Annotated in this window: 18 protein-coding genes and 1 tRNA gene; 9 read left to right on the plus strand and 10 right to left on the minus strand. The window is 54.9% G+C overall.

What is annotated here, in order from left to right; translation table 11 throughout:
- Positions 1 to 14: 14 nt before the first annotated feature.
- Entirely contained in the window at positions 15 to 230 is a 216-nt protein-coding gene (locus tag MK208_RS01590; RefSeq protein ID WP_294113214.1) for a DUF1127 domain-containing protein, read from the plus strand.
- A 481-nt stretch (positions 231 to 711) separates the two neighbouring features.
- On the opposite strand, the gene MK208_RS01595 is transcribed toward MK208_RS01590, so the two are convergent.
- On the minus strand, positions 712 to 1,341 hold the full coding sequence (locus tag MK208_RS01595) for a glutathione S-transferase (protein WP_294113216.1): 630 nt from the start codon (positions 1,339 to 1,341) through the stop codon (positions 712 to 714).
- A 78-nt stretch (positions 1,342 to 1,419) separates the two neighbouring features.
- On the minus strand, positions 1,420 to 3,861 hold the full coding sequence (locus tag MK208_RS01600) for a UvrD-helicase domain-containing protein (RefSeq protein WP_294113218.1): 2,442 nt from the start codon (positions 3,859 to 3,861) through the stop codon (positions 1,420 to 1,422).
- 125 nt (positions 3,862 to 3,986) lie between these two features.
- On the opposite strand from MK208_RS01600, the gene MK208_RS01605 reads away from it, so the two are divergent.
- Positions 3,987 to 5,123, plus strand: a complete 1,137-nt coding sequence (locus tag MK208_RS01605; RefSeq protein WP_294113219.1) for an alpha-hydroxy acid oxidase — start codon at positions 3,987 to 3,989, stop codon at positions 5,121 to 5,123.
- Positions 5,124 to 5,127: 4 nt separating this feature from the next.
- On the opposite strand, the gene MK208_RS01610 is transcribed toward MK208_RS01605, so the two are convergent.
- Positions 5,128 to 5,622 (minus strand): rhodanese-like domain-containing protein, encoded by a 495-nt coding sequence (locus tag MK208_RS01610; RefSeq protein WP_294113221.1) that lies wholly within the window; start codon positions 5,620 to 5,622, stop codon positions 5,128 to 5,130.
- 18 nt (positions 5,623 to 5,640) lie between these two features.
- Here MK208_RS01610 and MK208_RS01615 point away from each other — a divergent pair, with 18 nt between their 5' ends.
- Together MK208_RS01615 and MK208_RS01620 are read left to right on the plus strand one after the other, a co-directional pair.
- Positions 5,641 to 5,823: a hypothetical protein gene (locus tag MK208_RS01615; protein ID WP_294113223.1), complete on the plus strand. Its 183-nt coding sequence runs from the start codon at positions 5,641 to 5,643 to the stop codon at positions 5,821 to 5,823.
- A complete protein-coding gene (locus MK208_RS01620) occupies positions 5,816 to 9,256 on the plus strand; it encodes a pyruvate carboxylase (protein WP_294113225.1) in 3,441 nt (1,146 codons plus the stop codon). The genes MK208_RS01615 and MK208_RS01620 overlap by 8 nt, the downstream gene beginning before the upstream one ends.
- A 95-nt stretch (positions 9,257 to 9,351) precedes the next feature.
- Here MK208_RS01620 and MK208_RS01625 read toward each other — a convergent pair whose 3' ends face one another.
- The 4 genes from MK208_RS01625 to lipB all read right to left on the minus strand — a co-directional run bounded on the left by MK208_RS01625 (position 9,352) and on the right by lipB (position 11,937).
- Positions 9,352 to 9,783, minus strand: a complete 432-nt coding sequence (locus MK208_RS01625; protein ID WP_294113229.1) for a cytochrome C — start codon at positions 9,781 to 9,783, stop codon at positions 9,352 to 9,354.
- Between the two features lie 85 nt (positions 9,784 to 9,868).
- On the minus strand, positions 9,869 to 10,393 hold the full coding sequence (locus tag MK208_RS01630; RefSeq protein ID WP_294113231.1) for a pseudoazurin: 525 nt from the start codon (positions 10,391 to 10,393) through the stop codon (positions 9,869 to 9,871).
- Between the two features lie 158 nt (positions 10,394 to 10,551).
- Entirely contained in the window at positions 10,552 to 10,857 is a 306-nt protein-coding gene (locus MK208_RS01635; RefSeq protein ID WP_294113233.1) for a hypothetical protein, read from the minus strand.
- A 312-nt stretch (positions 10,858 to 11,169) separates the two neighbouring features.
- Positions 11,170 to 11,937, minus strand: a complete 768-nt coding sequence (gene lipB / locus MK208_RS01640; RefSeq protein ID WP_294113234.1) for a lipoyl(octanoyl) transferase LipB — start codon at positions 11,935 to 11,937, stop codon at positions 11,170 to 11,172.
- 93 nt (positions 11,938 to 12,030) lie between these two features.
- Between lipB and MK208_RS01645 the strand changes: the two genes are divergently transcribed.
- Positions 12,031 to 12,117: transfer RNA gene (locus tag MK208_RS01645), tRNA-Leu, on the plus strand.
- A 578-nt stretch (positions 12,118 to 12,695) separates the two neighbouring features.
- On the opposite strand, the gene MK208_RS01650 is transcribed toward MK208_RS01645, so the two are convergent.
- Together MK208_RS01650 and mobC are read right to left on the minus strand one after the other, a co-directional pair.
- Complete coding sequence (locus MK208_RS01650) at positions 12,696 to 14,867, minus strand: relaxase/mobilization nuclease domain-containing protein (RefSeq protein WP_294113236.1); 2,172 nt, start codon at positions 14,865 to 14,867, stop codon at positions 12,696 to 12,698.
- Between the two features lie 6 nt (positions 14,868 to 14,873).
- Positions 14,874 to 15,245: a plasmid mobilization relaxosome protein MobC gene (mobC, locus tag MK208_RS01655; protein WP_294113238.1), complete on the minus strand. Its 372-nt coding sequence runs from the start codon at positions 15,243 to 15,245 to the stop codon at positions 14,874 to 14,876.
- Between the two features lie 183 nt (positions 15,246 to 15,428).
- Between mobC and MK208_RS01660 the strand changes: the two genes are divergently transcribed.
- Complete coding sequence (locus tag MK208_RS01660; RefSeq protein ID WP_294113240.1) at positions 15,429 to 15,587, plus strand: hypothetical protein; 159 nt, start codon at positions 15,429 to 15,431, stop codon at positions 15,585 to 15,587.
- Positions 15,587 to 15,775, plus strand: coding sequence for a hypothetical protein (locus MK208_RS01665; protein WP_294113242.1), 189 nt, complete (start codon positions 15,587 to 15,589; stop codon positions 15,773 to 15,775). Before MK208_RS01660 ends, MK208_RS01665 begins: the two co-directional genes overlap by 1 nt.
- On the opposite strand, the gene MK208_RS01670 is transcribed toward MK208_RS01665, so the two are convergent.
- Positions 15,760 to 16,146 carry a hypothetical protein gene (locus MK208_RS01670; RefSeq protein WP_294113243.1) on the minus strand — a complete coding sequence of 129 codons (387 nt, stop codon included), beginning with the start codon at positions 16,144 to 16,146 and terminating at the stop codon, positions 15,760 to 15,762. The two genes, MK208_RS01665 and MK208_RS01670, sit on opposite strands and share 16 nt — an antisense overlap.
- A gap of 381 nt (positions 16,147 to 16,527) precedes the next feature.
- On the opposite strand from MK208_RS01670, the gene MK208_RS01675 reads away from it, so the two are divergent.
- Positions 16,528 to 17,145, plus strand: coding sequence for a hypothetical protein (locus tag MK208_RS01675; RefSeq protein ID WP_294113245.1), 618 nt, complete (start codon positions 16,528 to 16,530; stop codon positions 17,143 to 17,145).
- Positions 17,146 to 17,583: 438 nt separating this feature from the next.
- The gene (locus tag MK208_RS01680) at positions 17,584 to 18,351 is read left to right on the plus strand and encodes a hypothetical protein (protein ID WP_294113247.1); all 768 of its coding nucleotides are present in this window, start codon (positions 17,584 to 17,586) and stop codon (positions 18,349 to 18,351) included.
- Positions 18,352 to 18,515 lie beyond the last annotated feature (164 nt).

The raw sequence follows: 18,515 nt of genomic DNA on the forward strand, positions 1-18,515 counted from the left end.
TGAGAGAAATGACAATGGCATATGTAGTAAGCACATCTTCTGTGACCGCACCTAAAGCCTCTGGCCTTTCGGTCCTTTTCGCAAACGCAGCAGAACGCTTCCGTCAGTACCGCGTGTACCGCGCGACCTACAACGAGCTGAACCAGCTTTCTGACCGCGAACTGGCCGACCTGGGTCTGAGCCGCTCCATGATCCGCCGCTTGGCGATCGAAGCAAGCCGCGAGGCATAAGAATTCGGAAGGCCACTCCTCCCTCAGGCCTTCCACTACTGCGACGATGCCTCTCCTCCTCCCTGGTGTCGTCGTAGCGAACATAGGACCAGAACGGTCCACCGAGCTCAAGCTGCTCCTCTCCTCCTCCCTGGAGCGCTTGAACATAGCGACGGCACCTCTCCTCCTCCCTGGTGTCGTCGCACCAAATTCGGGCCCACAGGCCCAACGGTATCAAGAGCCCTCTCTCATCCTCCCTGAGGGCGCTTGTAACTAGAGCGACGGTGCCTCTCCTCCTCCCTGGCACCGTCGCACTCGAAATTCGATCCCGTCGCGGGGTCACCGGTATCGAGACGCTCTCTCCTCCTCCCTGAGCGTTTTGTGTGAAGCGCGGCGACATCTCTCCTCCTCCCTGATGTCGCCGCTGCCTTCTCTCTCCAAATTCTTGATGCACAACAAAAAAGACGCTCCGAAGAGCGCCTTTTCTCGTGTTTGCCTTGCCTTACGCTTGTGCGCTGGGGCGGGCCGCAATCTTGGCAAGCCAAGCCTGCGTCGCTGTGTTTTCATCTGGCGGTGTCATCTTTACGATCCGCGCAAAATCGCAGAACACATAACCGGTGATGTCCGCCATTGTGAAGCTGTCACCAGCCAGCCAGGGGCTGTCCTGAAGGCGTTGTTCCAATGTGGCGTAGAACAATTGCAGGCGCTTTGCGCCTCGTTCCGCCAACTCAGGGATTTGGTCATAGTTGACTGCCCCAGGCAGTGCGCGGCCTTTGAGGGCAGGGGAGGCATTGCGCAGCGTTTCGGCAATCGACATGCCGCCATGAAACTCACAGATCGCATTCCACATCAGCACCGCGCCTTTTTCATCCGGCGTTGTGCCCATCAGCGGCGGCTCGGGGTGCATCGCCTCAAGGTAGCCCGCAATCGCGATGTTCTCGGTCAGGTTCAGTCCTTCGTCCGTCGTCAGTACAGGTACGGTACCGTGTTGATTCAGCGCCAGAAACTCCGGTGCGCGGTGGCCATCATTGCGCAAATCCACTTGCCGCGTTTCAATCTCCAACCCTTTTTCGGCAATAAACATCCGTGCCCGCCGCGGGCTGGGCGCTGTGGCGCAATCGTAGAAAATCATGAGGTCCTCCTGTCTGGACCTCACCTCAACGCAGGGTGGCGTTTGCTGTCAACCGCGCGGCGGATCACAAACGTGGGGTCAAAACGGAATGTCATCCGGTGCACTGACAAAGCGGGCGACCACTTTCTTTTCACCAGCCTTTTCAAAATCTACTGTCAGCTTGTCGCCTTCAATGTCCGTCACGGCACCATAGCCGAACTTCTGGTGGAACACCCGGTCACCCACCATGAAGCTGCTGACGGCGGTGAGATCAATCGCGGCCGCTTTGCTCTCTTTGGGCTGGCTGGTGCCGTATTGCCCTGCACGGGATTGCAGTCGTTTCCAGCCCGGAGAGTTGTAACCGTCTGCGTTCATAGCAGATTTTTCCAATCCTGACTGGCCAAAGCTGCCGCCGGCAGCCCGTGAGCCGCCGCTGTGTCCATAGAGACCAGGCGGGGTCAATACCTCGACGTTTTCTTCAGAAAGCTCATCAATGAAACGACTCGGCATCTGGCTTTGCCATTGACCAAACACACGCCGGTTGCCCGCAAAGGATATGGTGCAGAGTTCTTCGGCCCTAGTGATTCCCACATAGGCCAGCCGTCGCTCTTCCTCGAGGCCTTTGGGGCCGGTCTCGTCCATGCTGCGTTGAGACGGGAACAGCCCGTCTTCCCACCCCGGCAGGAACACAGCCGGGAACTCCAAGCCCTTGGCCGCGTGCAGCGTCATGATCGAAATCTTCTGCTCCGCATCCTCGCTTTCGTTGTCCATGATCAGGCTGACGTGTTCAAGGAAACCTTGCAGATTGTCGAACCCTTCCAAAGCTTTGACCAGTTCTTTCAGGTTTTCCAGCCGCCCCGGTGCCTCTGGCGTTTTGTCGTTCTGCCACATGGCCGTGTAACCGGCCTCATCCAGAATCACCTGCGCCAGTTCCACGTGGTTCAGCTCTGCGTGGCCTTCCTGAAACCGCATGGCCGTCTGAGTAGTGCCATCATCAATAACATCGTCATCATCCAGTGGCACCTCAACCACAGGTGCGGTGCCTTGCTTGCGCCAGCGGTCCAAACCATCCAGTAGAATTCCAAGCTCTTTGGCGCCTTTGCCGCCAATGCCCTTTTCCTCAACTAGGATTCGCGCGCCTTCTACGAGGCTCACGCCGTTGGCCCGCGCGCAAGTCTGGATTTTCTGCTGCGCCACATTGCCCAGACCACGTTTAGGGGTGTTCACAATGCGCTCAAACGCCAGATCATCTTCTGGGCTGACCACCAAGCGGAAGTAGGCCATGGCGTCGCGAATTTCCAAGCGCTCATAGAATCGCGGCCCGCCAATCACGCGGTAAGGCAGGCCGATGGTGAGGAAGCGATCTTCAAAGGCGCGCATTTGATGTGAGGCACGGACCAAAATCGCCATATCTTCCAGCGACTTGGGATCACTGCCGCGGGTGCCGCGCTGCATCGCTTCGACTTCTTCCCCAACCCAGCGGGCTTCTTCGTCGCCGTCCCAATGACCAATAAGGCGCACCTTCTCGCCCATGTCGGCCTCGGTCCACAGCTCTTTGCCCAGCCGGTTTTCATTGCCGCGAATAACGTTGGATGCTGCTGCCAGAATATTGCCCGTGGAGCGGTAATTCTGCTCCAGCCGCACCACATGCGCGCCGGGGAAATCCTTTTCAAACCGCAGGATGTTGCCCACTTCCGCTCCGCGCCAGCCGTAGATCGACTGATCGTCGTCGCCCACACAACAGATGTTTTTGTGCGAGGACGCCAACAGCCGCAGCCACAAATACTGCGCCACGTTGGTATCCTGATACTCATCTACAAGGATGTAGCGGAACCAACGCTGATAGTTGGACAGCACATCCGGGTGGTCTTGGAAGATTGTGACCGTATGCAAAAGCAGGTCACCAAAATCCACCGCGTTGAGTTCTTTCAGCCGGGTTTGATACTGCGCATAGAGCTGCCCGCCCATATGGTTATAGGCCCCGGCGTCAGCAGCAGGCAGTTTTTCCGGTGTCAGCGCGCGGTTCTTCCAGCCGTCGATCAAAGACGCCAACTGCCGCGCAGGCCAGCGTTTGTCGTCGATGTTGGCGGCCGCGACCAATTGCTTGAGCAGGCGCAGTTGGTCATCAGTGTCGAGAATCGTGAAGTTGGATTTGAGCCCAACCAGCTCCGCATGACGGCGCAGCAGTTTCACACAGATCGCGTGGAAGGTTCCCAGCCAGGGCATGCCTTCAATCTGATGCCCCAACATATTGCCGACGCGGTTTTTCATTTCCTTGGCGGCTTTATTGGTGAAGGTCACCGCCAGAATCTCGTTTGGCCGGGCGCGATTGGTGTTGAGCAAATGCACAATCCGCGCCGTCAAAGCCTTGGTTTTGCCGGTGCCTGCGCCGGCCAGCATCAAAACCGGGCCATCCAGCGTTTCCACGGCCTCACGCTGCGCGGGGTTGAGTTCGTCAAGATACGGCATCGGGCGCGGCGCCATTGCACGTGCCGACAGGGAAGCCCCTTCGAAGGCGTCAAATTCGTCAAAACTGCTCATGGACGTTACCCTATCGCAAACCTTGGACAGGCAAAAGCCTGTTCTTCTTATGTTCCATTGATGGTTGAACGTCCAAAAAGCAAGTCGCGCTGGACTTTTTTTGTGCGGCATATGACGGTCGGCAAATGGATTTGCACGCCCGATACCCCGCCTTAAGTGACCTGCGCACCCGCGCCCAAAAGCGCATTCCCAAATTTGTTTGGGAGTATCTGGACAGTGCCACAGGCCAGGAGCGCACCAAGGCGCGTAACCGGCAGAAACTGGATGAGATCCTGTTTGAACCGTCCATTTTGCATGGTGAACAGACACCAGATGTCACGTCATCTTTCTTGGGGCAAGTCTATGACGTTCCAGTCGGAATTGCGCCGGTGGGCATGTCGGGGCTGATCTGGCCGGGGGCGGAGCAGACGCTGGCGCAGGCGGCGGTGTCCGCCAATATGCCTTACACGCTCAGCACGGTTGCAACGCAAACACCGGAAGACCTTGCGCCTCATATTGGGCAAAACGGGTGGTTTCAGCTCTATCCGCCACGCGATGAAGGTATCCGCAAGGACCTTTTGAAACGCGTGAAATCGGCTGGGTTCACCACCTTGGTGCTAACGGTCGATGTGCCCACAGCCAGTCGCCGAGAGCGGCAAGTGCGGTCTGGTCTGACGACACCGCCGAAGCTCACGCCGCGCCTTCTGACGCAGGTGGCATTGCGGCCAGCCTGGGCCTTGGCGACCGCGCGGTCGGGTATGCCGCGTATGAAGCTGATCGATGATTATGCAGGACAAGTTTCCGGATTAAGTTCCACTGCCCATGCGGGCTACCTGCTGCGTACCTCCCCGGATTGGAACTATGTTCAATGGCTGCGGGACAATTGGGACGGCGCCTTGATTGTCAAAGGCGCGCTGCGCAGCGAGGACTGTGCGAGGCTTGAGGCCATGGGCGTCGATGCGCTGTGGTTGTCTAATCACGCAGGCCGTCAGTTTGATGCAGCGCCGGCTCCCATTGAAGTTTTGCCCAAAATCCGCGCCGCCACTGCCCTGCCCTTGATGGTCGATAGCGGTTTTGAAACCGGCCTTGATATCCTGCGGGCGCTGGCTTTGGGGGCGAATTTTGTGATGATGGGCCGCCCGTTCCACTACGCGCTTGCCGCCCTGGGCAGCGAAGGCCCCGCACATCTTGTGGACATTCTCAAGCAGGATCTAAAAGCCAACATGGGGCAGCTTGGCTTGGAAAACCTGACAGAGGTGCCAAACAAGCTGCGCCCCTTCTAAGCGGTTATTTGGCGGTCAGGTCCTTAGGCATCGCCTCAAACGCGGTTTGAGCACTGACTGTTGGCAGGCCTGATGGAATCCATCCCTTGCCGCGCGGGCCGCCCAACATGCCTTCGGTCACGTCCAACGTCCCATCAATGCCATTTTGCGCAAACAGGCCCATCAGTCGTCCGCTGCGGTTGCCACTTCGACAAATCACCGCGACCCGGTGGTTGGGGTTGCGCTCCAGAACCGCCATGATCCAGCGGCCAAAGTCTGGCTCGCGCATGTCCAGTAGCCAAGCGCCTTCTGCCACACCGCTCTCTTGCCATTCTTGCGGCGTGCGCACGTCAATCAGGATCAGCTCGCCAGATTGCATGCGGGTGTACGCCTCTTCCGCGGTGAGCGTATCGGAGTTCGCGAGCACGCCAACGGGGATAAAAGAGAGGACACCAAGGGTAAAAGAGAAGCGACGACGGGTCAGCATTTTTACATTCCATGTTTTGATTGTTACGCACATGGCGTGAGGTTTTGCGCAATGCAACTGCGCAAAACCGCCGTTCACGGTAGTTTTATTCCGTTCGGAAACAACTCAAGTACAAAATGTAACGGAAATATTTCAGAATCAGGGTCAGTGGGTATTGCGCTGCGGTGCGGCATGCTTGTAGCAATTCGTCCAAACACCGACAGTGCCAAAGAGGGGACGCCTGCCGATGCCTGAATTTTCCAAAATCCTAGTCGCCAACCGTGGCGAGATTGCGATCCGCGTGATGCGGGCCGCAAACGAGATGGGTAAGAAGACCGTGGCGGTCTTTGCAGAGGAAGACAAACTTGGTCTTCATCGCTTCAAAGCGGACGAGGCCTACCGCATCGGTGAAGGAATGGGCCCGGTTGCTGCCTATCTGAGCATTGATGAGATCATTCGCGTGGCCAAAGAGTGCGGCGCAGATGCGATCCACCCGGGTTATGGACTGTTGTCTGAGAACCCGGATTTTGTCGACGCCTGCGCGGCAAACGGCATCACCTTTATTGGCCCAAAAGCGGCAACGATGCGCGCGCTCGGCGACAAAGCGTCCGCCCGCAAGGTGGCAATCGAGGCTGGTGTGCCGGTCATCCCGGCAACCGAAGTGCTGGGCGACGATATGGACGCCATCAAGAAAGAAGCGGCCGAAATCGGCTACCCGCTAATGCTCAAAGCCTCGTGGGGCGGCGGCGGTCGTGGCATGCGCCCGATCTTTGGCGAGGATGAGCTCGAAGAGAAGGTGCTCGAAGGCCGTCGCGAAGCCGAAGCCGCTTTTGGCAATGGCGAAGGCTATCTGGAGAAGATGATTACCCGCGCGCGTCACGTGGAGGTGCAGATCCTCGGAGACACCAAAGGCAACATCTACCATCTCTATGAGCGGGATTGTTCGGTTCAGCGCCGCAACCAGAAAGTGGTGGAACGTGCGCCTGCGCCCTATCTGTCTGAAGCACAGCGTGAAGAAATCTGTGAACTGGGCCGTAAAATCTGTGCCCACGTGAATTATGAGTGTGCCGGCACCGTTGAGTTCCTGATGGATATGGAGAGCGGCAAGTTCTACTTTATCGAAGTGAACCCGCGCGTGCAGGTAGAGCACACCGTTACCGAAGAGGTGACGGGTATCGACATCGTTCAGGCACAGATCTTGATTGCTGAAGGCAAATCTCTGGCAGAAGCCACTGGCAAGTCCAGCCAGTACGACATCCGCCTTAACGGTCATGCACTGCAAACCCGGGTAACCACAGAAGATCCACAAAACAACTTCATCCCGGATTACGGCCGCATCACGGCGTATCGTTCGGCAACGGGCATGGGCATCCGTCTGGACGGCGGCACGGCTTACGCTGGCGGTGTGATCACGCGCTACTACGACTCGCTGCTGACCAAAGTGACCGCTTGGGCGCCAACCCCAGAAAAGGCGATTGCCCGTATGGATCGCGCTCTGCGTGAATTCCGTGTGCGTGGTGTGTCCACCAACATTGCGTTTGTGGAAAACCTGCTCAAGCATCCGACCTTCCTCAACAATCAATACACCACCAAGTTTATTGATGAGACCGAGGAGCTGTTTAACTTCGAGAAGCGTCGCGACCGGGGCACCAAGGTTCTCACCTACATCGCGGACATCTCCGTGAACGGCCACCCGGAAACGACAGATCGTCCGGCGCCCGCCGCCGATCTGAAAGCGCCGGTGCCACCTGCCAAACATGGTGCGATCAAGCCCGGTACGCGCAACCTGTTGGAAGAGCAGGGCGCACAGGCTGTGGCCGATTGGATGAAGGAGCAGAAGAAACTACTTCTGACCGACACAACCATGCGCGACGGTCACCAATCCTTGCTGGCGACCCGCATGCGCTCCATCGACATGATCAAGGTGGCACCGTCGTACGCCGCAAACCTGTCTGATCTGTTCTCTGTGGAATGCTGGGGTGGCGCGACTTTTGATGTGGCCTACCGCTTCTTGCAGGAATGTCCGTGGCAGCGCCTGCGTGATCTGCGCGCCGCCATGCCGAACGTCATGACGCAGATGCTGCTGCGCGCGTCCAACGGCGTCGGCTACACCAACTATCCGGACAATGTGGTCCAGGCCTTTGTGAAACAAGCCGCTGAAACCGGTGTGGATGTGTTCCGCGTGTTTGACAGCCTGAACTGGGTTGAGAACATGCGCGTTGCGATGGATGCGGTTGTTGAGAGCGGCAAGGTCTGTGAAGGCACCATCTGCTACACTGGCGATATTCTTGATCCGAACCGCGCCAAATATGACGTGAACTACTATGTCTCTATGGCCAAGGAGCTTGAGGCCGCCGGTGCACATGTACTGGGCCTGAAAGATATGGCGGGTCTGCTGAAGCCAGCGTCTGCACGTGTCTTGGTCAAGGCGCTGAAAGAAGAGGTTGGCCTACCAATCCACTTCCACACACATGACACCTCCGGCATTGCGGGGGCGACCATTCTGGCAGCTGCGGATGCTGGCGTGGATGCTGTGGATGCAGCCATGGACGCCTTCTCTGGCGGTACGTCGCAGCCGTGCCTCGGCTCCATTGTAGAGGCCACACGTAACACCGACCGCGACACTGGCTTGGACATCAAGTCCGTGCGTGAAGTGAGTGATTACTGGGAAGGTGTGCGGGCGCAATACACCGCTTTTGAAAGCGGTCTCGCTGCGCCGGCGTCTGAGGTCTATCTGCACGAGATGCCCGGTGGTCAGTTTACCAACCTCAAGGCGCAGGCCCGCAGCCTTGGTCTGGAAGAGCGTTGGCATGAGGTGGCGCAGACCTACGCGGATGTGAACCAGATGTTTGGGGATATCGTGAAGGTGACGCCGTCGTCGAAAGTTGTGGGCGACATGGCGCTAATGATGGTGTCCCAGGGGCTGAGCCGCGAAGAGGTCGAAGATCCAAAGACCGATCTGGCCTTCCCTGACTCCGTGGTCGACATGATGCGCGGCAATCTGGGCCAGCCACATGGTGGCTTCCCGTCTGCGATCATCGACAAGGTGCTCAAAGGCGAAAAGCCAAATCTGGAACGTCCGGGCAAACACCTCAAGCCCATCGATCTGGAAGAAACCCGCGCCGAAGTCTCTGCCCAACTTGAGGGCTTTGAAATCGACGACGAGGATCTGAACGGCTACCTGATGTATCCCAAAGTCTTCCTCGACTACATGGGCCGTCACCGTCAATATGGTCCGGTGCGTGCTCTGCCGACCAAGACGTTCTTCTACGGCATGGAGCCGGGCGAAGAGATCACTGCAGAGATCGACCCAGGCAAGACGCTTGAAATCCGCCTGCAGGCGATTGGTGAAACTGACGAGAACGGCGAAGTCAAAGTCTTCTTCGAACTCAACGGTCAGCCGCGTGTGATCCGTGTGCCAAACCGATTGGTGAAGTCTGCGACTGCGGCTCGCCCGAAGGCTGAAGTTGGCAACCCTAACCACATTGGTGCGCCGATGCCGGGCGTGGTCGCCTCTGTGGCGGTTGCCGCTGGTGCCGAAGTCAAAGAAGGCGATCTGCTACTGACCATCGAAGCCATGAAAATGGAAACCGGCATCCACGCAGAGCGTGATGCAGTTGTGAAGGCTGTGCATACAACGCCGGGCGGTCAGATCGACGCGAAGGATTTGCTGATCGAGCTGGAATAACCCTGTCGCGCCTGTCAAGGGCGTGCCGTTTTCTAAATGAAAAGCCCCACGCAGTTTGCGCTGCATGGGGCTCTTTTTTGTCTGCGGTGAACGTTTTACTCGGACTTCTCTTCCGTTTCCATCGCTGGAGACAGAGATGCGAGATATGCGAACACGTCTTCGCCGCCCTTCTTCAACTTGAAGGACATTTTGGACTTGGTGGCGTAACCGTTGTCTTTCAACCAAGCTTTGGGATCCGTTACGTAGGCCACCAACATTTCTTCGGTCCAAACCACGCCAGCCTCTTTGGCTTCCAGCAGGCCTGCGCCGTATTTAAAATCTTCTGCGGCCACACCGCGACCAACGATGCCGTATAGGTTCGGGCCAGTTTTGCCACCTTTGTACAACACGTCGCCATCTGGGTTCACAACAGAGTGGCAAGCCTTGCATTTTTTGAAGCCTTTTTCGCCAGCTTCAACATCGCCCTCGGCATGAGCAACTGTACCCAATGCTATCAATAGGGACGAGGCTACGAACAATTTTTTCATGAGGATCTACCTAGCTAATGGTTTTGGCTGGGGATCACTCTAGTCCAACATCTATCTCTGTACGAGAGATAAGCTGTCGCAGGGCTTAGCTGCCCTGTTCCGTTGCCAGCATGGCATCGGCACGTTCAAAAATGTCTTTGTAGACCTTTTTGGCCTTGCCTTTTTGTTTGGCGATTGCTGCTTTGGCTTCCTCATAGTTGGAAGACGGATCTCCAACCAAGATCAGACCAACCATGCCCATATTTCTGTGCGGCTGGCAGAAGTAGCCGTAAGTGCCTTCCGCCGTGACAACATATTCGAAGTCTTTCGAGATTTTTGACTTAAACGCGTCTGCGCCTTCAGGCAGCATGAGTTTGTCAGAAACTGCGTTGTGGCTTTTGTCGGATGAAATAAACCGTATGGTGTCGCCTGGGTTTGCACGCAGAAGATCAGGTACAAACACCATCTTCTTTTTTTTGTCATTTGGGTCCGCGTTGTACATCAAAACTTCGTGTACTTGTGGTTCTGCTGCAGCTTCAGGTGCTTCATCTGCAAATGCTGGGGCCGCAAAGGTAGCTGCCAGAATTGTGCTGACTGCAAGCTTTAAATACATGCGCCGAGAGTGTTTCATGAATCGCTCCTAGTTATCTTACAGTATTAACCTACTGTTTTAATCAGGAATGAAACAGTTGAGATTGTGGGGTAAGCCACTGTGTCGCAGGGAGGCGTTTTTGACAGCGGTACGAGTTGGAGCCGAACTAGAAAACAGCGCGCTCCGATAGCAGCCTATCAAAATCTTAAGCGAAGCTTCAAAGCCGCCTTAGGGCGTTTTCCCAAGTTGGCGCGTCCCTGAAATAATTCCAAGTTTAACGCAACACCGCGATCCAGCTGTTGTTCAACACCGACGCCGACAACCCCTGAGGTTGTTGCGAGGCGGTGGGCGGTTTCCTCGGCAGGGGTGAATAGACCGTATACCCTCGAGCCAAGCATTTCCAACCGAACGCGGTCTTTTTGCACGGTAATACTTGGTTGATTTCCCAAAGCGTTCTTGGGGCTGCTTTTCCTTACGCCGGGAGTTGTGCTGCGAAAACTCAAGCGCTCTGACAAGCTAAACAAAGTTCGGGTGTCAGATGCGCGGCCCAATCCTGTCAAAACGGATGTGTCCAGTCTGGTCGCTGCCTGTTGGGCGAAGGCGTTGCTCGAAAAAAGGAGCATCGCAACGCAAACGGGAAAAAGAATTGCTCGCGATTGTGACATGACGCACTACCTTTAGGTTAGGCACCGTGCTTGGCGTGGACATCACGCCAAAAGTGGGCAGCTACAGCAGGTACCTTGCTCTAAGTTTACGTCAAAGAAGGTTAACAACCTGTTGTCCGGGCTGGTTAAGCAAGATGTACATAGCCAGAGTTACAGCTGCGTATCCCCAAAAGTCTCATGAAACTGACGTTTGAGTGCCACATCCACATCGGCCATCGTGACGGGTAAGCCGAGATCAACAAGGGACGTCACACCATGCTCGGTGATGCCGCAGGGTACAATGCCATCAAAATGGCTGAGGTCCGGCTCGACGTTGATCGAAATGCCATGAAAGCTCACCCATTTTTTGAGGCGGATTCCGATGGCGGCAATTTTGTCTTCGGCTTTGTCGCCGTTAGCCTGCAACGGTTTGTCGTCGCGGGCAATCCAGACGCCCACGCGGCCGTCCCGAATTTCCCCTTTCAAACTGAAGTCAGCCAACGTGGCGATCACCCAGGTTTCGAGGTTTTTGACAAAAGCGCGAATGTCTTTGCCGCGTTTGTTGAGGTCGAGCATGACGTAGACAACCCGCTGTCCCGGTCCATGGTAGGTGTATTGCCCGCCGCGTTTTGCCTCAAAGACCGGAAACCGGTCCGGGTCTGTTAGGTCTTCCAGTTTGGCGGACGTGCCTGAGGTGTAAAGAGGAGGGTGCTCCAGTAGCCATATACACTCTTCAGCTTCGCCTTTGGCAATGGCTTCAGCCCGCGCCTCCATAAACGACAGCGCTTCGTCGTACTTGATCAGCGTATCGGAGTGAATCCATTCCACCATTTTGAGCCTCGCCTCGCTTTTAGGTCTTTGGTGACCTAAGCGTCTCCTGCGGCGCGTGCAATCTTTCTGCTGGGGTTTGCTTTGTTTTGCGCTGTATTTTGTCGCCAACGGAGCGGTGATGAAAAAATCCTGCCCGTCGTCACTTTTCGCTTCACATCCCCAATCAGCGGCGGTATTAGCCCCACACCCACCAGGGCAAGTGCGGTCGTGGCGGAATTGGTAGACGCGCAGCGTTGAGGTCGCTGTTCCTTAACCGGAGTGGAAGTTCGAGTCTTCTCGACCGCACCATTGTCAAGCTGAAAGAGCAAGTTTTGTTGGGTTTTCGCAACTTGCTCTTTTGTTGGCCCCTACGTCAGCCCCTATTTTGGTTTTGGTTGTTTTGTCGGCTTTCGATCCAGTTTTGGATCTCTGAAATCTTAACGACGGACCTTCCACTGCCGCGATAAATGTTCACCTGGCCGAGTTTTTCGGCTCGATAAACTGTGTCGCGGGAGATTGAAAACCAGCGGTTCACATCGACAAGTGGTACATAGATTGGATGCGGCGGCTTTTGTTCGGGTGGTAGCCAGTGAATGGCTGCTGGATTCGAGAGAAGGTTTTCGGGTTCTAATACGGACATATGTTTGCCTCAAGGTATGGGAATTGGTGTATCGACGTTTCCTCTCTTGGTGCGACAGTGTGCCGGCGTCTGCCATCTGCATATAACGCATCTGATGTTCGTCAAGAAATTTGTTCGGGAAAATGTCATTTTGAAATCATAGGTTTAGTTGATCGGGCCTAGTGTAAATCTATGCGATTTCAGATGATTTTTCGATGATGGTTATTCGTGACGAGGTGTTTCACCAGTCGCACCGCGTCCAAGCTGACTAAGGCGCTGGGGCGGGGAATGGATTGGTTAGACGGGCTTGCTCTTTGCGTTTGCGCTCTTCGGCCAGCTGGCGCTCGCGCTCGATGCGCTGACGCACTTCCGACATCAAGAATTTGGTGCCGGTCGTGGCGGTCAGCGGGTCATCAAGCGTGTTCAGCCTCACGAATGGGCTGCGGCCGTTGTCAGCTGTCACGTCGCGATTGGTCATGCCGGCGAGCCTGCTGCCTTCGGTGGAAGTCACGATAGCTGTGCCGCCAAAGCGCTTCTGCATCATCTCGGCCGCGGTTGTCAGCTCTTTGGCTGTGACTGGTTCGTCACCGATGCGCACCCAGCCGCTGAGTTTGTCGTCTGACTCGCGCAGTGTGACGGCGAGACTTACGCCGGCGTCGCGTAGTTTTGCCAACTCCACTGGTGTCAGATCCTTCATGAGCACAAGGGGTTCCACTTTGGTGCTGCCATCCGCCATCTCGCGGAGGGCAGGGCGAATGTGGATGTTGGCACCGCGCGCGTTGTGCTTCGCGAGCTTGTTCTGCCCGTCCAAGATCTGCTGCCGGTTCATCGTCGCGGTGTAGCTCTGGCCGTTCCTTGAGATGGTCACGTTGTATCTGTGACAGTCCATGGCATCGAGCTGCTTTGTGATCTGCTTGTCGCGGACAACGTGCCGGCCTGTCCCATATTGCGCAGTGATGCGCTCATATGTGCGTCCATAGTTGTACTGCGGCCTGTAGAGCTGCTGCTGAGACTTTGGCGGCACGTATGCGCTGTAAGCTGTGCTGGCTTTCAGTGCAGCTGCGTTGATGCGCGCCATCTGTGCAGACCACAGCTTCAAGAAGCGCGATGCAGCGTCCGGGTCATTGTCCCAATCGACGTTGATCGCATCCAGGACAAGAGCAGCAGCTGCCGTGCCGGCAGAAGAGTTGGTTACAGAACGCCCACTGCTCGGGCGAGCCACAGAACTGTCAGTGTTGGCACGAGGCTGGACAGCAGTATCAGGCTTGTCAGCAGTATCAGCGGGAGCTTCGGAGGCTTTGTTTTGAACAAGATCTCCGTCAGCTCTTTCTTCACTTGTTGAACTTCGCGCTTCAGGTTCTCCGCTGCCAAATCCGCTTTGTTCGCTGATTTGGTCGCCTTCTCTAGCTGCGCTGCGGTCTCCTGGTTCTGCTGCGTCAAAGTCTTCGATGACTTCGAAATCGTCGCGTTCATCTGTGATGTCGCTGACTTTGTTTCTGCGGTTTGCATTTGCAAGGCTTCGATGATCGGAAGAGCTGCCAAGGCGAGCTGCTCCGGCATCTCGTGCAGGTCGCTCGTTAGCTGTTTCTGCGTTTCGATCAATCTGGCGTTGTCTGCTGCGCTCGGCTGCATGCTCAAGCGCTTCGCGGTCGCGGCTCGGCTCATAGGCGAGTCCTTTCTTCAGTAGATTGCGGTAAGAATATGAGCGCCCAAGGGTTTCGCTCGTGAAAATGGCGCCGTCGTCTTTGACGACGTATGAGAAGCCTTTCAGTCCGCCGGCGCCGTCAAATGCCGGCCGGACGTCGATGTCTTGATCTTCGAGCAGCTCGATAAATTCACTTGCAGTTGTTGCTTCTTCGAGCGCTTGGTCGAGCAGATTTGTCATCTGAAAGCGGTCAACTTGTTGTCCGTCCTCGATCATATTGATCTCTTGCAGAGTGATCGCGCGCTTATGTGTAAGCGCGTTTTCGGGTTCAAGAAGATGAGAGGCTTCGACTTTGACAAGATCAAAGCGGTCTTCGATCTCGCGGATCAGCTTCTCTGACTTCTGGAAGTCGTTGCTGTCTGAGACAACGCCGCCGTTCAGAGTTACACGTGAACAGGCGAGGTGAATGTGGTCGCCGTGCGACACAATTGCATATGCTTCGAAACCCATGCCTTCGGCCCAGTGCTTTCCGATTTCAGAAAGCTCCTGGTCAGACAGCTCGCGCTCGTTCTCTGGGAAGCTGATGCTCTGATGCACAACGTTCTTCTTGAGCCGTGGCCTCAGGTCAGTGACAGCTTTGAATTCGGCGGTCAGCTGATCCTTGGATCTGCTGCTCATCGTGCCGCCAATCACATCTGCCCGCGGGCGTTCTTCGCCTGATTGATCGTGAGATCCGAGCAAGTAGCCGACCAGGCCGCCCATCGCTGAGCCTTTTATGACGTTGCCGATTGCCACGGCAGATCACTTGCCGGTCAGCAGGCCCACGCGAACTTCGGTCAAGAGTTCGCATGTCTGCTCGATGATATCTTGGATGTGATCGGGCGCGACAGATTTGCCGGCGTTCAGATGATGCGCAATCTGATTCAGATTTGCAGCCAGGGGAGCAAGCTCGATCCAGGCTTCGCGATTGATCGCCGGCACAGTGTCGGGATTGCGGACTTTGCGACCAAAGATCTGCGCGCGAATGAAGTCACCAAGGTTTCCGGCGCCGGCACGACTTTCGAGATCTGACTTCTCAGATTGAGTCAGCCGAATGCAAATCTGATCAGCTCGCGGATCTTCAGATTTTGGTCTGCCGCCGCGGCGCCGGCTAGTCGAATTCGTGCTCGTCATGTTGTGTTCCCCGCCCGGTGGGCAAGCGTTTTTGCATCGCAAAAACATGGCTTGCTCAAAAATATGATTTCATTTTCAGATGTATGTGAGGCCTGGAATTGCAATTTTTCAGCTGGATTTAACTTTGGGGGCCTGTCTGCTGCACACCTTTTGAATGCCACAAAAGCAAAAGGAGATGGCAGAATGAAGGACGAGCAAATTGCAGTGCAAATGCGTGTCTATTTTGAGGATCAGGCTAAGATTCAGAAGCTTATTTTGAAGCACCTGCTTGCAGTCCAGGCGCAGCAGGGTGCGATTTTGAAGGTGATGACCGAGGCCGCCGAAGAAATGGGGTCTATGTGATGCTTAAGTTGTTTATCGCAGCCGTTGGCGTCAACCGGCTGAACAAGCGGACGCTTGAAAATGCACTGAGGATGCAGAACCAGCGTCGGCGCCCAAAGCTAACTGGGGCGGCAATGCGCGGACTGATGATGGCATACGCGATGCGCCAGAAAGCAAATCGCACGATTTCGTTTTACAACGGCAAGTGATCGTCAAAGTCGATTTCGGGGATCTCGACTCCGTGATCGGCGAGCAATTTGTCTACATTGATGGGGGGCGCTTCTAGCGCCCTCTCTTTGTCGGTGGCCTGGGCGCCGGCGATGTGTTGGCGGACCACGTCCGGTGGACACTTCATCAGGCGGCCAAGCGCTTCGACCCAGCTCTTTTTTCCTGGGAAGTAGCCCACGCGCATCGCGGAGATGACGGCCTGTTCATAGGACGTGGGATACTGACCGGATCGATTGAGGGCGCTTCTGGCTTTCATCAGCTCGCGGCGGCGTTGGGTACCAGCTCTCAGGGCTTCGTCGAAGGCGACCCGGCGGTTGATTTCGTCAATGTCTTTTTGCGTGAATTTTCTCATTCCAGTTATTTGGATTCGGGAGGTATTGCCTTGGTTAATGGACCTACCCATCCGTTTTACATGGACGCATGGGGCGCGGAGTAACACGCAACAAAATTTCGCGGAATTTTTTTTTATTCTTTTTCTTAGCTTGTACTTGTCGTCCTCTAAGTAGGCTTTTCTGGTCGAACTAGCCCAACTTTTCCGATCTATCCTTCTGTTGGAAGAATAGCTTCAACAAAGTTGTCTCAAGGCCGCTAAGTAACTTAATTTCTTGAGTTTTCATTGGCTCGTCCGGGCCGTGCGGAAGGCTTGAATTTGCATGAAACCACTTCAATGTAGCTAGTTATGAGCCGGGTGTTCCGGCGACATTTCAAGGTTTGAAAGATGGAAGGGTTAAAAATGGCCAAAAAATTCGTAGTCACAAGCGCGAAATTTTTAAGGAAAATTCGGGAGATTGAGGAGAAAGAAGCTGCGCTAGAAAAAAGGCTATTGGAAATTCAGAATTGCCGGTGGGCTGAAATCAAGTTCGATGACGAAAAAACTTGTGATGAGCATAGTCGTCGAGAAGCGCTGGAGGGCGAGATAGTCGCAATAAAGGTTCAGAAAGAGGAGATCGAACAGACATTATTAGGTCCACTTCGGACGCATTTGTCGAAGGTAAATGGCAAAGCAAATGCACACGTACTTAGAGCAAATGACATCGTGGAAGTTGCGGAACAAGGCGAGCGGATTCTGGAAGATAGGGGGGTGTCTAAGAAAAACAGGATCGGGACAGAAATTGAGTTTCGCAGAGCAGGGAAGAAAGCAAACGCGACTTACGCTCGAAAAGCTGGTCCACAAAATACAACGTTTATTAGACTGGTTCGGGTTGCCGACGGCTGGCGACTTGTCGAAGCCGTTCGCCAGATTGTGTGGTGCAATCAGAAGGAACACAGAGAGTATTTTGTCTCTTCGAATGCCAAAGATGACATTGTACGGAAGGCACTGGACGCATTTTCGCTCCATCGAAGTGTCTGATGTTGGCGTTTTGGGATCAAGTCACCCGTCTGAAGGCTGGGTTTTGGACCACAGAGTGGATCGGCATTTAGCTGCGTAGTACGGCCCTTACAATTAGAGCTCGGGTCACTTTCGTTGTCGGACCGAAAGCGGACGTGACCGGTCTGCATGGCCTGAGAGCCGCATTTCTCTGTGGTTGCGAAGTCAGAGTTCCGACCTGGCTAAAGGCGACCATTCAGGCCTTGTCAGATTGGAAACCAACTCCTGCGCCAAGGACCAAGGTCGGCAATGCGCAGGAAGCGGACTTTGCAGAGTGCTGTGAACGGCCCGCAGCGGACATTGGTGACGTTGTCAAGCGCGGTAGTGCAGCTTGCCCAAGGTCTACATTGATCGTCTGGTCGCACTTCTGGTTCAGCGGAGCCTGTTGTGTGATAAGACCTGACTGACTACACTTTTCCTATGGCATACTTCTACCTAGACGATAGCAAGCATCACAAACATGGATTTTCCATCGCAGCCTTCGCGATCTGTGACGTTGAACCTCATGACGAACTAGAAGTAATTTTTGCGGAAAATGGGTTCGATCTAGCAACCTACGAGTACAAATCATCTACAACGATGCGCGATAATCCGGATCTGCAGCGCTTGCGCGACGCCTTGAGGAATTTTGTAAGGTCCAAATGTCAGATCGCCGTCTGCGTTGTTGATGGAGACAAGCAGATCGGTCCGGCTTCCCTCCAACTCTTGAAGAAGGCGATCTTGCACCCACAACTTAGGGGTCAACGCCATCAGGTTTTCTTTGATGAAGGTCTCTTCTCTTCGGAAAGTAAAGGAAAGCGTGTAGCTTCAGACGTCAGTGGCCTCGACGACTGTACGATTCGATTTGAACAAGACTCACTGCTCGTATCAGGCATTCAATTGGCCGATTTAATAGCTCACACTTGCGGAACGATGCTTCTTGATGAGCTAGGAAAACTCAACAAAATCGTCAACGTGCCAAACTCTGGATATGACGACGATCTGGAAATTGATCTTGGTTTCGAGATGTGGGCAGGCATACGCTACGCATTCTTAAGCGTAGCCAACGGCGCAGACATCGATGATGAAGACTTTGCAGTAGTGCAGGTGGAACCACACGGCTTATACATTGATCCAAGTGCATCCTGCGAGGTTGCGGCGGCCGCCCTGAAGAAATTCGGTTCGATATATCTTGGTTGCATTCACTGAGCAAAATGCATCACTGAACAAATTTTCTGCTACACAGTCGGCAACAACAAAAAAGGCGGAGTCTACGTTGAAAACCACTATGGGCCAGCAGCTGAATCAGTTCATACCCTGTGTCCGTCGTCAAAGTTTTTGGAACCAAAAGCGGCGTGAACTAAGAGAGTGTT

It is taken from the genome of Shimia sp. (assembly GCF_022448905.1).
GTDB lineage: Bacteria > Pseudomonadota > Alphaproteobacteria > Rhodobacterales > Rhodobacteraceae > Shimia.

Coding starts and splice junctions, on each gene's coding strand:
- MK208_RS01670 (WP_294113243.1), bottom strand. CDS start 16,146: ATGAGAAAATTCACGCAAAAAGACATTGACGAAATCAACCGCCGGGTC.
- MK208_RS01620 (WP_294113225.1), top strand. CDS start 5,816: ATGCCTGAATTTTCCAAAATCCTAGTCGCCAACCGTGGCGAGATTGCG.
- MK208_RS01660 (WP_294113240.1), top strand. CDS start 15,429: ATGAAGGACGAGCAAATTGCAGTGCAAATGCGTGTCTATTTTGAGGAT.
- MK208_RS01680 (WP_294113247.1), top strand. CDS start 17,584: ATGGCATACTTCTACCTAGACGATAGCAAGCATCACAAACATGGATTT.
- mobC (WP_294113238.1), bottom strand. CDS start 15,245: ATGACGAGCACGAATTCGACTAGCCGGCGCCGCGGCGGCAGACCAAAA.
- MK208_RS01600 (WP_294113218.1), bottom strand. CDS start 3,861: ATGAGCAGTTTTGACGAATTTGACGCCTTCGAAGGGGCTTCCCTGTCG.
- MK208_RS01630 (WP_294113231.1), bottom strand. CDS start 10,393: ATGAAACACTCTCGGCGCATGTATTTAAAGCTTGCAGTCAGCACAATT.
- MK208_RS01590 (WP_294113214.1), top strand. CDS start 15: ATGGCATATGTAGTAAGCACATCTTCTGTGACCGCACCTAAAGCCTCT.
- MK208_RS01625 (WP_294113229.1), bottom strand. CDS start 9,783: ATGAAAAAATTGTTCGTAGCCTCGTCCCTATTGATAGCATTGGGTACA.
- MK208_RS01615 (WP_294113223.1), top strand. CDS start 5,641: ATGCAACTGCGCAAAACCGCCGTTCACGGTAGTTTTATTCCGTTCGGA.
- MK208_RS01665 (WP_294113242.1), top strand. CDS start 15,587: ATGCTTAAGTTGTTTATCGCAGCCGTTGGCGTCAACCGGCTGAACAAG.
- MK208_RS01675 (WP_294113245.1), top strand. CDS start 16,528: ATGGCCAAAAAATTCGTAGTCACAAGCGCGAAATTTTTAAGGAAAATT.
- MK208_RS01605 (WP_294113219.1), top strand. CDS start 3,987: ATGGATTTGCACGCCCGATACCCCGCCTTAAGTGACCTGCGCACCCGC.
- MK208_RS01595 (WP_294113216.1), bottom strand. CDS start 1,341: ATGATTTTCTACGATTGCGCCACAGCGCCCAGCCCGCGGCGGGCACGG.
- MK208_RS01610 (WP_294113221.1), bottom strand. CDS start 5,622: ATGTGCGTAACAATCAAAACATGGAATGTAAAAATGCTGACCCGTCGT.